The sequence below is a fragment of the Fodinibius halophilus genome (assembly GCF_011059105.1).
In the GTDB taxonomy this organism is placed as follows: Bacteria; Bacteroidota; Rhodothermia; order Balneolales; family Balneolaceae; genus Fodinibius; species Fodinibius halophilus.
The window spans coordinates 48,752-64,005 of record NZ_JAALLS010000013.1; the positions used below are offsets into that span (position 1 = coordinate 48,752).

At 43.5% G+C, this 15,254-nt stretch carries 10 protein-coding genes; 4 read left to right on the plus strand and 6 right to left on the minus strand.

Annotated elements, in window-relative coordinates:
- Positions 1 to 79 precede the first annotated feature (79 nt).
- Together mprF and G3569_RS11000 are read right to left on the minus strand one after the other, a co-directional pair.
- Positions 80 to 2,647, minus strand: a complete 2,568-nt coding sequence (gene mprF / locus G3569_RS10995; protein ID WP_165269071.1) for a bifunctional lysylphosphatidylglycerol flippase/synthetase MprF — start codon at positions 2,645 to 2,647, stop codon at positions 80 to 82.
- Positions 2,648 to 2,678: 31 nt separating this feature from the next.
- Positions 2,679 to 4,295, minus strand: a complete 1,617-nt coding sequence (locus G3569_RS11000; RefSeq protein WP_165269073.1) for an Ig-like domain-containing domain — start codon at positions 4,293 to 4,295, stop codon at positions 2,679 to 2,681.
- A gap of 187 nt (positions 4,296 to 4,482) precedes the next feature.
- Between G3569_RS11000 and G3569_RS11005 the strand changes: the two genes are divergently transcribed.
- From G3569_RS11005 to G3569_RS11015, 3 genes are read left to right on the plus strand one after another with little or no spacing between them, the layout of a single operon-like run.
- Positions 4,483 to 5,931, plus strand: coding sequence for a nicotinate phosphoribosyltransferase (locus tag G3569_RS11005; RefSeq protein ID WP_240894689.1), 1,449 nt, complete (start codon positions 4,483 to 4,485; stop codon positions 5,929 to 5,931).
- A gap of 17 nt (positions 5,932 to 5,948) precedes the next feature.
- Entirely contained in the window at positions 5,949 to 6,563 is a 615-nt protein-coding gene (gene pncA, locus G3569_RS11010; protein ID WP_165269075.1) for a bifunctional nicotinamidase/pyrazinamidase, read from the plus strand.
- 3 nt (positions 6,564 to 6,566) lie between these two features.
- Positions 6,567 to 7,673 (plus strand): NAD(P)/FAD-dependent oxidoreductase, encoded by a 1,107-nt coding sequence (locus G3569_RS11015; RefSeq protein ID WP_165269077.1) that lies wholly within the window; start codon positions 6,567 to 6,569, stop codon positions 7,671 to 7,673.
- A 143-nt stretch (positions 7,674 to 7,816) separates the two neighbouring features.
- Here G3569_RS11015 and G3569_RS11020 read toward each other — a convergent pair whose 3' ends face one another.
- Both G3569_RS11020 and G3569_RS11025 read right to left on the minus strand, forming a co-directional pair.
- The gene (locus G3569_RS11020; RefSeq protein WP_165269079.1) at positions 7,817 to 9,466 is read right to left on the minus strand and encodes a hypothetical protein; all 1,650 of its coding nucleotides are present in this window, start codon (positions 9,464 to 9,466) and stop codon (positions 7,817 to 7,819) included.
- A 49-nt stretch (positions 9,467 to 9,515) separates the two neighbouring features.
- Positions 9,516 to 10,178, minus strand: a complete 663-nt coding sequence (locus G3569_RS11025) for a hypothetical protein (RefSeq protein WP_165269081.1) — start codon at positions 10,176 to 10,178, stop codon at positions 9,516 to 9,518.
- Positions 10,179 to 10,510: 332 nt separating this feature from the next.
- On the opposite strand from G3569_RS11025, the gene G3569_RS11030 reads away from it, so the two are divergent.
- Positions 10,511 to 11,308: a potassium channel family protein gene (locus G3569_RS11030; RefSeq protein WP_165269083.1), complete on the plus strand. Its 798-nt coding sequence runs from the start codon at positions 10,511 to 10,513 to the stop codon at positions 11,306 to 11,308.
- Here G3569_RS11030 and G3569_RS11035 read toward each other — a convergent pair.
- Together G3569_RS11035 and G3569_RS11040 are read right to left on the minus strand one after the other, a co-directional pair.
- On the minus strand, positions 11,291 to 12,781 hold the full coding sequence (locus tag G3569_RS11035) for a DUF5723 family protein (RefSeq protein WP_165269085.1): 1,491 nt from the start codon (positions 12,779 to 12,781) through the stop codon (positions 11,291 to 11,293). The genes G3569_RS11030 and G3569_RS11035 overlap by 18 nt on opposite strands.
- 18 nt (positions 12,782 to 12,799) lie before the next feature.
- A complete protein-coding gene (locus tag G3569_RS11040) occupies positions 12,800 to 15,034 on the minus strand; it encodes a hypothetical protein (protein ID WP_165269087.1) in 2,235 nt (744 codons plus the stop codon).
- Positions 15,035 to 15,254 lie beyond the last annotated feature (220 nt).

Consider the following 15,254-nt stretch of genomic DNA (forward strand, 5'->3'; position numbering starts at 1 on the left):
CTTAACCCTAGAATGTAATAAATTTGTGGGATTTTTTGCAGCTTTCTACAATCTTTAACGATTTGCGGCCACTGATCATTTATTTTGAATCTGGAGGGGTATTGCGTATAAAATGTGCATAACCGCTGGAAACAACATTGGTCAGGTGAGAAATAATACGTGGCAGCGCCCATCCACCGGGACAAACCAGGAACCGAGCCTCCCACTCGGGATTAAATTTACTCTTGTAGGTTCGTGCCCTTTTAAAACCGTAAAAATTCTCTCCGTAGGTATATACAAATTTGGCCAGTTTACTCCATCCGGGAGAATAATCGTGTTCATCCATCCCCGATAATGGAGCCATCCCTAAATTAAAATACTGATACCCATTTTCTTTTCCCCAAAACATAGTGCGGACTAAAATAAAGTCAATAATGCTAATCGGTATCCCCGGCTGATAGCGAAGTAGATCTACGGCCAGTTCTTCATTATTTGCACCGGAAAGTATATTTGCAAACCCCACTAATTCATCATCTTTTTTAACGATAGCAATGGGAAATTGCTGTATATATTTCTTACTGAACTGTCCCACAGAAAAACCGCGCTCTTCTCGGTCTTTATCATTCAAATATGCCTTTGATATGGTGCAAAAGTCATCATAGTTATTTTCCAGGTATCTTTTTCCTACCACCTCAAATTTATAACCGGCATATTCCATGCTTTCAACATTCTTTTGTACCGGTGGCTCAAGACGTTTATCCAGATCGAAATCAGCCAGGGGTATAAGCGCTTCTTCCCCGATTTTGAATAATGTGAGTCCCAGGTCAACATAATATTCCAGATAGTTACTACTTACCTTATAAAAGACCGGCCACTTATCATCATTGGTACAATCTTCGTGGAATTCCCAGATCATCTCTTCAATCTCTTGCTGTGGCCCTATGGGGTCTCCCAGGGCGATAATACTTCGCGATTCTCGGGTAAACATAATAAATCCGTTTTCCGGCTCATTAATCACCAACTCTTTATCACCGGACAGGGCTAAGTTTGCTATTGCATTGCCATGATTTTGAAGAACCTGCTGTGCAATTTCTAACTCTTCGAGGTCGGGCTTGCCAAAAGCTTGTCGTCGGGGGCGCAACAATTTAACCAGCCCCACTATAATGGCAAAGCCCAAGGCTGCAACAGTTGCCCGTAAATATCGGGGGGCATCGCCCATCAATGTAAACTCCCACCAAAGCTCTTTTTGATACTCTACATGGCGGTAAGAAAATACGCCCAACCACACCGCACTTGCCAGCACCATCAAAATGAGGGTAAACCAACGTCCCGAAAATGACTGGCTAAACAGGGGAGCTTTACGATGAAATTCCGTCTTACATGGAACCAGGGCCACCAGCATAATGGCTAATATGATGGCCTCCTCATAATCTGCCCCTTTTAGTATAGAGAATATTATGCCAAATGTGAGCAACCCGATGGTTGCATGATAGGCACCGTCAATGCGACGCTGCAACGCGCCTGCCAGTACCAGCAAGGCTGCTCCTACCAAAGAAGCAAAGAAATGCGACATCTCAATAACAGGAAGTGGAATAAAGTGTTGCAGCCACTGCATGCGGGGGACCTCCGACGGTAATGCCCCTGAAAACAGCAGTATAGCCCCACCAATAAAAATTGAGAAACTCATTACCTGCGGAACTACACGCGGTACCCAATCCAGGGCCTTGTCTTTAAGTGCGTGAACTTTTTTACGATTCACAACATACTCTTGGTATCCCAGTACAATCAAAGCCCCCAGCAGAGGAAGAATGTAATAGATGATACGATAGACTACCAGGATCCCCAGCACTTGTGAACCTTCCATAAAATTAGACAGGTAAAGCAACATCACCGACTCAAAAACCCCAAGTCCCCCGGGTACCTGGCTAAAAAGCCCTATAATCTGGGCTAATAAAAAGACCCCTACAAAGCTGAAAAAACTGACACCTACCTCCGGTAACAATACATACAATACTGAAGCCGCTAACAGCCAATCTACCGAAGCAATAATAACCTGCTTGAGTGCTAACGTAAGACTCGGAAATTTGAAAGACCATTTTTTAAAAGAGAGCTCTTTTTTTACTACCGCACTGCCCCATACGTAGGCCACGACCATCACCAATAAAATAAGACCCAACACCCGAAGAGATACAAAAGGCACTACCACATCAGCAGGCAAGTTGGGAGTTGCAAGAAGCAGCGCAAGCCCTGCCACAGCACAAAACCCTATCCAAAGCGTAAATGCACTAAAAGCCACAATCTGGGTTACCTGCATACCCGAAAATCCCCATGCCGAATAAATACGATACCGTATAGATCCCCCGGTAATAAGGGCCAGCCCAATATTATGGCTAAAAGCATATCCCACATAACCGGCACGTACAATCTTACCCGGGGCTAACTCTTCCCCTATATAATCTACCCCCAACGCATCATAACCGGTAAGCAGTAAATAGCTTAAAAATGATAATACTAAGGAAAGCCCCACATACAGGTTGGGGATTTCACTAAGTTGAGCGGTTATCTCAGAAAGCTGGTATTGTTGCAGCTTTTGATCTAAAAACCACAGAGCAACCCCAAAAAAGACAATGCTTATAAAAGGCGTTAATTTTTTAAGAACCTTCTTCATTAAGTAAAAAAACTATCAGTATGTGCTAAAATTAAAATATGATCATAAGTTCGCCCGTCATCGCTTTCTCAACGGGTACATCGCGCTGTATAAAGTAGGGCTCTGGTGCTTTAAAAGGATCAACGCGACCGAAATCCCAACTCTTGTTGCCATTTAAATCCTGGTATGCGATAACTGTATATGTTAACGGGGGTAACCGTTTTACCTCCACAGAATCAGAAAATACCGTATCACGGGAGATCTCGGATTCTTCATTTCTAATTTCCAGCCGTACGTCGCTTATTGTTGAGTCTTCTACCAAAGCATTTACGGCCCCCAACTGCGATGCGTGCCAAATCTCAGGACTGAACTTTCGGTAATCTTCTATAAGAGGATCCCATACCCGTACTTCGTACTTGAGCCCATCCTTCCACCGGTTGTTGGGCAATAGAGATAACTTATTGCTCTCGACCTTTATGTTGGGCCAATTCTCTAAAAGGGTATCTCCTTCAACAACTTTTAACGAATCGCTGAGTAAAGAACCTTCAATCGGTTTGGCATAGATAACGGTAATAGGGTCTTCCGGGTAATATCCCGACAGGTTATTTCGCTCAATGATACGCTGCCGGGTCGTATCTTCCTGGGCCGAGCCTGTGAATTTTTGTGTTATCTCAGCAAGCAAGTTACCAGCTTCATCAGTAACACCGTTTATATCAAGGCTATAGCTTTCTGCTTCACCTAATTCGTCTTCACTATCTGCAAACAAAACAAATCGCTCACCCGGTTGTATGTATAACGGATACGCATCCGACAAATAATTTCCGGTAGTATCGGTTATTGCGATACTTGCACTGTCAGAAAGCTCAATATTTTCGCTAAACCGCATTCGTAAGCGTTGAGAAGAAAAAAGACCTATCCCCTGCAGCGATGGCTTTGTGGTATCAACGGGAGTTTTGAAAATGGTGCCCAGGGTATCGGTACCGCCATCTTCAAGCTCTATAAATTCTTTGCCAAACGGCTGGGTACGTTCATTCTGGCGATCCCATTTTTTATTGCGGTTTCTGTCATCCACCCAAAAAGCTTTGTAAGTGCCCTCGCGGAGATACGAAAAGGTAAAGGCCCCTCCGGTATCCGTTTCGGCGATGTAATTTGCCTTTTGAGTAAGATCTACCGGTTCACGATATAACAGGATACGATCGCCCTCGTTACCTTCTCCCGTCTGGGCATTGCGGATATTCCCAATTAGCTTACCCTCATCAATTTCATCACCTGTGGAAACTGCTATTTTTTCCGGCGAAGCAAGCTTGTTGTTATTGGTATCTTTAAAATCAGTACCCACTGTAAGAATCAGCGTTGTAGAATCAGGTATAGGTTGGTCAAACTCAACTGCTACCGATTTACGTCCCCAATCCAGATTAACAGATAAGCCGATATCGGGTTCTACTACAATAGCTTGTTCAAGGGAAGCCCGATCTACAAATTCGGAAAAGTGTAGAATTATTTCCTGTTTACTAAAGTTAGTTGTCCCTGTCCGGGGTTCAGTTTTAACAATCTTGGGTCCCTCCTTGTCCGGCGGTCCCCCCGTAGGTGAAGATGGGGTAGCACAAGATACAAAAACATATAAAACCCCGATCACTGCTGCTGCATTTAACCAGCTAAAATACTTCACGAAATCTGTTTAACTGCGATTAATTTTTTACGCACAAAGATACTAAAATATCCTTGCCCATTATAGTAATCTAAGACACAATAATCGAACGGGTTATTCACACGCTGTGCCACTAAGAACCAAGGCAGCCTGCATTATAGCTTATGCCTTGTATTATGTATCTTATCCCTGCTTGGAATTCAAAACCATGAGCGAATTTTATTCTATGAACAGAGTGCAATCAACAAATCAATCTACCCTGCTAGCCCGGCCCGCCCTATATACCGACTATTACGAATTGACAATGGCACAGGGGTATTATTTAGCCGGACGTAAAGATGAACAAGCCTGTTTTGATTACTTTTTCCGCGATATCCCTTTTGAGGGCGGCTACGTTATATTTGCCGGACTCTCGAACCTGCTCAATACACTAGAACATTTTGAGTATCACGAAGATGAACTGGCATACCTTTCCAAAGAAGGATTCAGAGACGATTTTTTGGAGTATCTGCGAAACTTCAAGCTAGACGTAGATATCCATGCCGCCAAAGAAGGCGAAGTCATATTTCCGCGAACACCCATTCTTCGGGTTGAAGGATCTATTATTGAAACCCAGATTCTGGAAACCCTGTTGCTGAATATCCTTAACTTTGAATCGCTTATTGCCACAAAGGCTGCCCGCATGAAATATGCAGCGGGTGATCACAAAGTACTGGATTTTGGGCTTCGCCGTGCACAGGGGCTTGGCGGCATCCAGGCCAGTAAAGCAGCCATCATTGGCGGTGTAGAAGCCACTTCCAATGTCTACTCTTCTTTTGTTCACAACACCCCGGCCAGCGGAACGATGGCTCACTCATGGATACAATCATTTGATGATGAGCTCACAGCCTTTCGCAAATATGCTGAATATTATCCCGAAAACTGCATTCTCCTTGTCGATACCTATGATACCCTGGCCAGCGGCGTGCCCAATGCCATAACGGTTGCCAAAGAGCTTGAAGAGCAAGGTTATAAGATGAAAGGAATCAGGCTGGACAGCGGTGACCTCGCCTATTTCTCACGAAAAGCGCGCCGCCAGCTCGATGAAGCCGGCCTGGAATACGTAAAAATCGCAGTTTCCAATCAGCTGGATGAACGCCTAATTAAAAGTTTACTCAGTCAGAAAGCCCCTATTGATCTATTTGGAGTTGGCACACGACTGGTTACCGGGCACGAAAGCCCCGCTTTAGACGGCGTCTATAAACTTTCTGCCATTGAAGATGAACCCAAACTAAAAATCTCTGAAAACATCGAGAAAAACACCTTGCCCGGCCGTAAAAAGGTGCTGCGTTACTCTAGCAACGATGGTACTTTTTATGGGGATGGGATACTGCTCAAAAATGAACAGGATGCCGACACAATCTTTCATCCCTTTTATCCGGCCAAGCATGCCGATGTAACCACCTATAATGCAGAACCCCTGCTGCAGCCGGTAATGGAAAATGGGGATATCCAAATAGAACTCCCCTCCCCTTCTCAAAGTGCCGCATATGCTCAAAAACGTCTGGCAAAATTAAACCCTGAACACAAACGATTTGAGAATCCTCATATCTACAAAGTTGGTATCAGCCAAAAATTGATGGATCTGCGTGATGAATTAACTAAAAATATTAAATAAAAGCTGATTTCATTGTCATGAAAGCACTTTTAATTGTTGATGTACAAAATGACTTTTGCCCCGGCGGTGCTCTTGAAGTACCCAACGGAGATACTATTGTGCCTGTGATCAACAAACTTTCTAAACAGTTTGATGTAGTAATACAAACCCAGGATTGGCATCCTCAAGGCCACTCCTCTTTTGCCTCATCACATGAGGAGAAACAACCTTTTGAAACCACGAAAATGCCCTATGGAGAGCAGGTTTTATGGCCCGATCATTGCGTACAGGGCAGCAACGGGGCCAACTTCCACCCTGATCTTGACACCGACCGCAGCCAGCTCATCATTCGTAAAGGATTCCGCAAAGATATAGACTCCTATTCGGCTTTTTTCGAAAATGATGACGCTACAACAACCGGCTTAACCGGCTACCTTCGCGAACGTAATATTGATACCCTTTATACGGTAGGCTTGGCTACCGATTTCTGTGTAAAATGGTCGGTCATTGACGGACTCAAAGAAGGGTTCAACCTGTATGTGGTAGAAGATGCTGTTAAAGGAATCGACATCGAAGGATCGGTAGGGCAAGCTTGGTCCGAAATGACTGAAGCAGGCGCACAAAAGATTACATCCCAAGAACTACTAACCTAATCAATGAGCCAACAATTCGATTTCTGCATCCTCGGGGCGGGGCTGGCCGGACTTTCCATAGCCGACAGCCTGGCTGAACATGATTTTTCTACCGCTGTTATCGATAGAGAAGATATTGCCGCTGGTGCTTCCGGCACGCCCGGTGGATTGGTGAATCCCGCCACCGGCCGACGTGCTAAAAAAGTATGGAAAGCGGAACAGTGCTATACAACCACCTTACAGTGCCTTCAGAAAGTCCAGGAGACCACCGAAGATCATTTCTTTGCAAAAAATGGGGTACTGCGTCCGGCCCTGATGGAAAAGATGGCTCGCAAAATGAGGAATGAATACGAGCAAACAAGCTGGCCCAAGGATTGGTGCCAGTGGAAAAGTGAAGGTCAGATAAAAGAGATGCACCCCGGCATCACTTGTGTTAACGGGGGGCTTTGGCTGCCCGTTGGACTTACGGTTGACGTCGGACAGTACCTGCATGCTTATGCCGCCTATCTGGAACAAGAGGCAGGCACTACGTTCTTTCTGAATCAGGATCCCATAGAAAGATATGATGATGGCTACTGGCGGATAAAGCTTGAAAAAACAATGATCAGGGCTAAACATATCGTTTTTGCCACCGGCCGGGCTACGGCTACCTCTTACCATTGGGATTGGCTGCCTTTTAACCTCATCAAAGGACAAGTTGCCGAATTTAAAACAGCAAATAATGCACTCGGCTTTGATCATTCCATCTCCAGCCTGGGCTATATGGCACGCTTAGGCTACGATGGTACTTTTATTCAGGGTAGCACGTATGAGCACGACTATACGCACCTTGATCCCGATGACCAAGGCGAAGAATACCTGCGAAAACGTCTGCGCCGCACCCTGCCCCGGCTTGAAAAGGACGTTACCACCGTCAACCAGTGGGCAGGAGTTCGCACCTCTACCCCCGACTATATGCCTATATTAGGACAACACCCTACCGATAAAAACCTCCATCTTTTTTCAGGATTGGGTTCAAAGGGCTTACTTCACAGCAAATTCCTGGCCGATCATTATGTCGATCACCTTGTAAATGGCTCTGAACTTTATCCCGAAATTGACATTCGGCGATATTGCCTTACGAATACCTAATAAAAAATATTTTTAAATTAGGTATAACATTCCATTTCCTATAAAATAAGCATGCATGCAAAAGCCCAGACATTGAAGTGCCCGGGCCTTTAATATTATCAATAAAAGAGCTTTAACATTATCGGTCTGCTAAATCTGCGTGATTATTGGCAAATACCGTCGGTTATCGTTTTGCTGTACTCAACCGTAGATCCAGAAATGGTTATTGCTTTTTCATAGTCGTTATCTTTATACGTTGTTTTAAAAACATATCTTTTCCCTTGTTCGACACCCGAAATATCGAAGCTACCCCCGGTTAGCCGCTGCGTACTTTTATTATAATCCCATTGTAAGTTCGATGCCTGGCTCCAGTTTGTTCCCGGAGCTGCATTTTCTTTGCGATACAGTACCGAAGCCCCGGGGATATCGGTAATGCGAACAGCCTCGTTAGAATTCTTGCACTTTAGAGAAACATCTACCGTAGCATCTATCAAAGATGCAGGGGGATTGAGCGTAATATCGAGATCGCCACCTGAACAGAAGTTGTGTGAGCCCATAAGTTCCCCATAAGTAGTAGTAAGTACATAATTAAAATCCTGATCAGGAATAGTCGGAATGGTATAACTTGAGCTGCCATTACCCGATCCCAAATTAACAGCTGCACTTAAACCGGTTGTATAAACTCGACCGGTAATACTCCCATTATATCCATTTCTATTAAATGAAATATTTCCAGAGCAAGTCGTGCCGCCGATTAAGGGTGTGCCAACCACAAATGCTTGTGCATTATCAGCAAAGGCAGGTACCTTGATTGCCAACTCTCCTGCATTATTCGTGATAACCTGCTTTTGTGCGAGCGTAGTGAAGTTCCCATTTACGCCAAGGACAAATATTGTGAGTGTATCACCATCTTTTATTACCCTCCCGGTCATCGGATCAATATATCCGGATGGTAAGGTAAGAGTAACTGTGGCACCACTGCTGATAGCACTATTACCAGAAACAGATTTGGCGTTGGATGATGTTGAAGTTGCAATATTTCCGGATTCATCTCGCAATTGCAACGAAAAGATACCGGCAGAGCTAATGGGCTCATCATTTTTTGTTATTAAATCTCCCGGAAAAGTATCCAGGGCATCCGCTTCGTCGGGATCATAGTAAGAAATATCAGTCGTAAGTTGCCCCGATAAATTGTTCCCGCCTTTATCTTTTAAAACCGTACCGCTTGAGACCTGAAAAGACACTCCTGAACCTGGATTCTCATCAGAATTTACCGAAACCTCAAAATCACCTTGTACAGTACCATCGCTGCTGGCCTGCCCTTTGGCAGCGGTCTTCACTTTAACACCTTTAGGCTGATTACTCGGATCCAGCATGTTAAGACTGAACTTGCTATCCCCTTCGCTATTGATTGATACCGTTCTGGTGGTCGTTTCGTAGTCCTCCGCTTCAAGTTTCAACTTTACCTTCACTGGAGAACTCTCAGACGGGGAAACGGAATTAGCAATACCAAAATTGAGAACACCACTATTTACTTTTTTTTCTGATATCGGATCGCTGTACATATCAATAACATCTTCCCCATTATCGCCTCCGAAAGTAGCCGTAACCTCCTTCGTTATTAGCTCACCAGTTTGGGCATCCGTCAAAAGTACGGTTGAGTTTGTGTTTATAGATTCCAGTTCAACCACTACAGCAAAATCGTCCACTGCTTTATTAAATCCTGAAAAATCACATCCCGTTATACTCAAGACAAAAAAGAGGGAAAAGAGAGATAGCCCCACTCTGATGCGTTCTGTTTGCTCTTTATTCATAGTATCTGAAAATTTAAGTATTACTTTTAGTATTAATAGCCTATTAAAATCACAATTTGTACGACAGCCCGATATTTAAAACCGGGTGAAATTTGAAATCCTTTAATCCATCTTGAAAACGTTGATCTTGCTGAGCTGTCGGAGCAATCATTCCTTTTCCTTGTATGGTAACTTGAGGGGAATTGGTATATACCGTTCCAATCTCAACATTAAATTTTAATTTGCTGCCTTTAGCCAGTGGATTTCCTATACCGATGCCCGCATAGGGTACAATTTTAGATTTGTAATCCAGATTAGCTGAAAGTGTGCCTAATTCCTCAGGCTGAAAGGTTTTACCATCCAGCGTATAAGATTCATTGGGCGTAGCATCGCCGGTGACCGTAAAACTATGATAAAAGAGTCCGCCAGATAACTTGACACTGTTTTGGAAAGGAAAGTAATCTACGATACCTCCAACAGAAGTGGTATTAAGATCTGATTCATGCTTAATATCAGGGTTGTCGTCTGTATATACCCCACTGTGTGTATAGGAAAAAAACATTCCAGACAGGCGGGCATTGAAATTCTTATTTATTGAAGTAGTAATTTCTCCTCCTACTCCCATTGTTCCTGCCTTGACCCCAACCGAAAATTGCGGTTGTGAAACCCCTGTCATGACTAACACAGCAATAAAAACTCCTGTGGTTAAAAGTATTTTAATAGATTTAAACATAGACCTTTGTTTGATAATTAAAATTATGAGATAATAGTATTTGATATAACCTATCACTACCCTATCCCATATGGGCATAGTCATGGATAACGCTAACTTTCAAGTGCCATAAGAAAGTGTAATTCCAAGATAAACCGTAGTAAAAACACGAACGGTTTTAGAATTGCCGTGAAATTTTGACGCTAAGAGTAAGTGTTTTCCCTCCGATTACGCTACTGTATGACTTCAAAATATTATGAGCTCGAAAAATTGGTCATCATTTTTTCTATTTTAAAATCGCTTTTATATAAGCGCATACAATTGCTTAAAAACAGAGATGAATAGGGATACCAATGCTCAACAGCACCAGTAAACCGCCGTCAGAATCGCACTTCCGAAAGCAGGTCCTTTTTCTGGCCGTTCTGCTTTCCGGCAGCTTTCTATTTACCACTACTATTTTCTGGACCTATGAATTTGGGCAGGCCAATGTTCAACATTTTGGTGATGTCGTTTGGTGGTGGTTTGTTACATCGGCTACGGTTGGTTATGGAGATATTGTACCCTACACCACGGCGGGACGTGCAGCCGGCGTTGTTGCTATAATCATTGGATTATTTGGATATACACACATCATAGGACTGATACTCCAGGTTATCCAACACAAGTTTGAAGAGGAAGAACGAGGCCGTGGTTCTGTTAGCTGTAAAAACCATGTCGTTATTTGTGAATACACCGCCTTTGCCGATGAACTGATCCAGGAGATAGAAGAAAAGCAGTTATTTGATGACCGGCAGGTAGTTATTGCAGGTGCCCTGGTCAACAGAACCCCTTACAGGCAACACTCTTTTATATATGGGGAGCCTATCAGTCCACAGGTATTAAAAAGAGCTAATGTTAGTGAAGCCTCTACAGTGTTCGTCTTTTCGAACCACCGTTTTAGTGATCCCGATATTAAAACACTACATATTGTGAGCCGAATCCAAAAGCTTAACAGCAAAGCCTCAATATATGTAGAGCTCCACGACGAAAGCCATCCATTGCTTAAAGAATTGGCCGGAAACATTACAGTCATAAACAGTTCCGATATGCTCCATAATGCAATCCGGCACAACTATATTGAAGTAACTAAGTACTTAGAAGCGAAAGAGTAATCCACTCCAGGCGGCTCCGTAGCCAGCTCCCCTGTTTTCAGAATTAGGTACCATCAAAGCCCCTACCGAAAATTCAAAATTTCTAAACTCTAAACCGGTACCGGCTGTTATACTTGAGGAAGTAGCTCCCCCGGTACGATACCCGGCTCGCAAAGGCAAGAAGTTGAAGAAATCATACTCAACGCCAAAGCCCATCGCAAGACGTTTGCTATTCATTCCCACCTTGTTCATACCCTTTGTAAAGTCAAGGGCTACGGCCAGCTTACCTAACTGCAGGTGAGAGCCAAGATGCACCTTGGTAGGTAATTTTTTAACGATCTCTTCTTTATTACCTGCTTTATAGTTTAGATAAATATCGTTTGCCACACTATCTTGGTAAGCATCGCTAAATCCGTCATCAAGATCGATACCATCCCACACAAACTCTGAATCATTTGAAAAGGTCCCGGCATTATTTGTGTAGGTCACAGATCCGATATCTGTAACTGATAATCCCACACGAAGTTTCTTTTTTCCTTTAATCCAGGAGAAAAATGCTTCGAGCGGACCCGCCAGGTCCATTTCAACAGTTCCCCCTAAGTCGAAACCAAAACCGCTACCTTCTACTTCTGTAAAATCACTTTCGTCCGGCTCAATGAAATCACCTAGCTTACCATCAAAATTTTCCTGTTCTTTCGCTTTGCTGAACTCTTTGAACTGATCAGTGACACTTCCTATAGTTTCAAAGGTATAGTTAAAGTCTTGCACTATCTTATCCTGGGTAACCTCAATTGTGGATTCAAAGTCGATACTCGACGTTGCATGAGGTATTATATATTTGGGAGCAATCCCGGCATATAGCTTAATATTCTTGGCAAACCCTAACGAAGGCAGCTGTAATAGTTTCATTGAATAACCGGCAGATATTTCACTAAATGCAACCACCTCACTACTAAAGTTAACCGGTTTAGCACTCCCGAATCGATCTCGATTTACTCCGGCCAGCGCTACCTCTGCAAATCCACGATTAATGGAGATATTAGAAAGGTTTCTGTTGCGTACTGCTAAGCTAAAGCTGCTTTTCTTACCACGCCAGTAAGCCCCAAAGGGAATGAGGTCAAACTCTATGCCAACCCCTCGTACGGCATCGGCCCCTGAGCCAAAGAAATCTTGAAGAACCGCATCGGCATTTACTACATTGCCACCTGTGAAATGTTTGTTATACGCTGCAATATTGACGAGCCCTCCCCCGGCTGTGGTGGATAATCCTCCGATTAATCCAAAACCAAAATTGGGTTTGCTTTCCCCATACAGCATCAGGTTTGCAGGATTTATAAAGTTAGCGTGATAGGTATCGATATATGCAGCTCCGGTTCCACCCATGCCTAAACTGGCTGAAGAAAAATGTCCTGATTGAGCCCATGTTATGTTACTCCAGCTGCCAATAATTACAACAGCGATAAAAAGACTTAACGATCGTTTAAGAAAATTCATAATAGTATAAGCTTCCTTTTAATTTACTGTTGATGTTATTGACGCTTCCATATCAATCTGGATGCTTATAGCATCACTCTCGCGGAGTTTTACCACATTTTGCTGCGGCGTATTAACCGTGATATTGACTTGTAGATCTCGGGCTTTATTGAGCTTTTTTAGCTCACTTTCCGTAAAGCTGATCTCTGTGCTGTTTTCAGCAGCATCACCGTCCCCCACGAACCCTTCAGTGTTGGTACTGGCAGCATCTACAGCAATATTGCCTTTTGTCATAATTGGGACACCATTTTCATCAACAAATACCAACGACATCTCTAGTTTCAACGGCAGTCCATTGGTATAATTTAGCGTTAGGGTAGCCTCTTTAAGTTGTTGGTCATCATCCTCACCAGGCAGGTCACTTAAATCTGCATCCAGCGTATCATCAAAGGTGGCGTTATTGGCCGAAAAGCTGAAAGGTAACTCTACGCCCAACTTGGGATCGAAAATCACCGGGTTAACAATAGTACCCGACTGTTTCTTTTCATTAACTATTGCTACCCCGACAAATCGTATAGAGGTAGGCAGATTGCTGAAAAATTCAGAGGAGTTGGTATTCGTCGAATTAAAAACATTACTGCCTGTTTCGCCCTGTATGGGATCGGGATCTGATGCCAGATCCACAGAAAACTTTATCAGTTCACTTTCATCAAGTGATACCCCGTCTGCGACCAATTCGGGCGGCGCTTCACCTGGCTGTACTTCATTCACAGATCCACTTTCCCCATTCAGATAAATAGTATCGCCATCGGCATCGGTCCCGGCAATAGCGGCATAGATTGTGGTATTCACACCCAGATTCGTGCTGTAAATAGCACTCAGTATCGGGTTATCAAACGTAATATCTGATACTCGTTCCGAGAGATCACTTATTCCGTCGATCTGTGTCAATTCTGCTTCATTATCATCAAAAACGTCAAGGTCCCCATCACTGTTGGCATCGGTATTGAGCAACACCTGCCGCGGAGATACATAGCCCTGGGCCTCTTTTATCGTGAGGTTATTCAAGCCAATGCTCGCATCCAGTTGGTCCGTGGCATTTATGGTCCGAAACGGATCTCCGTCTTGAAACCCATCCTGTACGTTCTCGGTAGTTGCATCTACGGTATAGGTGATGGTACTGCTCGTTACACGATAATCTGCCAGCGACAATGAGGTAGAAAACTGCCCGCCATTGGTACTGCTTCGCGGTATGGCACCCGAACTTGTCACATCCAGCTGCAGAGCATTGCCGTTTGCATCTTCCAGCCCGGTAAAGTTGATCGTCAGCGTGGGAACACTTACATCAATACCGTTGGTGATATCGATGCTAAGATCTCCACTTTTAAGCTCTACGAAATCACCCGTGTTTCTAAACTCAAAATCACTTTCATCAATCGTTGATGTGCCGTTACTGCTAAAGCTCTGTGCCTCCGGGGCTGCCGTCAGTGAAGAGGCCGCCAGGTTCTGTCCCTGCACATCATTAACAATGAGATCTTGGGGATCGGCCTGCATGGTTTGGTTATCCCAATTACCCGTTACGGTCACACTTAAGTTAGAGAGAGTTTCGCCCGAAGCAATAGAAATGGAAGTGGTTTCCGTAGTCCCATGATTAAAGTTATCGGGGTCATTATCGGTACCAATAATGGCCGTACCTATAGAATTACCATTGACGTTTAAATCAATATTAATAACATCAAAATTAAAGCCGAGATTATTTGTTACGGTAAGTTCCAGCGAACCATTACTGCTTATGGTAGCACTATCAAAGAACTCGGTATCAATAGGAATATCAACAGGATTGGGCGTAGATCCAGCCGGTAAATGATCTTCCTTTTGTAAACCCGACTGGCCAGTAATTTCGGTGAATGAAGCCGTACCTACGTTACCCGCCGAACTAAAGTTGGCGATCTCAATTTCACCAACCTGAGAATTCACTGTAGTTGCGGGGGCTTCTACGGTGGGAATAGCATCATCCAGATCTCCAAAATTGAACTCTTCTTCTTTGGTAATTCGTACCAACCCATCCGGATCAGAGGTAAAAATATCTTCAAAATCCTCTTTTGTCGTATCTATTAATGCATCCTCTCCCCCTAAAAAGACATAAGTTTTTTCCACCGAAAGCGGGGCTTCTACATTATGATTCAATTTAAAATCGGGGGATTCGGGGCGTTCGCAGGCCCAAAAAGAGACCGCCACTAATAAACAAATACCTATAGAAAAGCTCCTTTTCATCTTCTTCTACCCTTATTTTATGGTGTTCACGTTTAATAGATGATACGTTATATCAATTATAATATAATTTATACCATTAATTTGTTGCAGAATACAACGTTAGTATCGACGATATCTGAAAAATATTAACACTTATAGATCAGCAATCTTTAAAAAATGGATTTTCCTCTATAAACTCTCAGACTCTCCGAAACCTTATGCTATATCATACTCATTATAA

What these genes read in the sequence shown, in the direction of transcription:
- mprF (WP_165269071.1), bottom strand. Translation starts at nt 2,647, where the DNA reads ATGAAGAAGGTTCTTAAAAAATTAACGCCTTTTATAAGCATTGTCTTT.
- G3569_RS11005 (WP_240894689.1), top strand. Translation starts at nt 4,483, where the DNA reads ATGAGCGAATTTTATTCTATGAACAGAGTGCAATCAACAAATCAATCT.
- pncA (WP_165269075.1), top strand. Translation starts at nt 5,949, where the DNA reads ATGAAAGCACTTTTAATTGTTGATGTACAAAATGACTTTTGCCCCGGC.
- G3569_RS11015 (WP_165269077.1), top strand. Translation starts at nt 6,567, where the DNA reads ATGAGCCAACAATTCGATTTCTGCATCCTCGGGGCGGGGCTGGCCGGA.
- G3569_RS11020 (WP_165269079.1), bottom strand. Translation starts at nt 9,466, where the DNA reads ATGAATAAAGAGCAAACAGAACGCATCAGAGTGGGGCTATCTCTCTTT.
- G3569_RS11025 (WP_165269081.1), bottom strand. Translation starts at nt 10,178, where the DNA reads ATGTTTAAATCTATTAAAATACTTTTAACCACAGGAGTTTTTATTGCT.
- G3569_RS11030 (WP_165269083.1), top strand. Translation starts at nt 10,511, where the DNA reads ATGCTCAACAGCACCAGTAAACCGCCGTCAGAATCGCACTTCCGAAAG.
- G3569_RS11035 (WP_165269085.1), bottom strand. Translation starts at nt 12,781, where the DNA reads ATGAATTTTCTTAAACGATCGTTAAGTCTTTTTATCGCTGTTGTAATT.
- G3569_RS11040 (WP_165269087.1), bottom strand. Translation starts at nt 15,034, where the DNA reads ATGAAAAGGAGCTTTTCTATAGGTATTTGTTTATTAGTGGCGGTCTCT.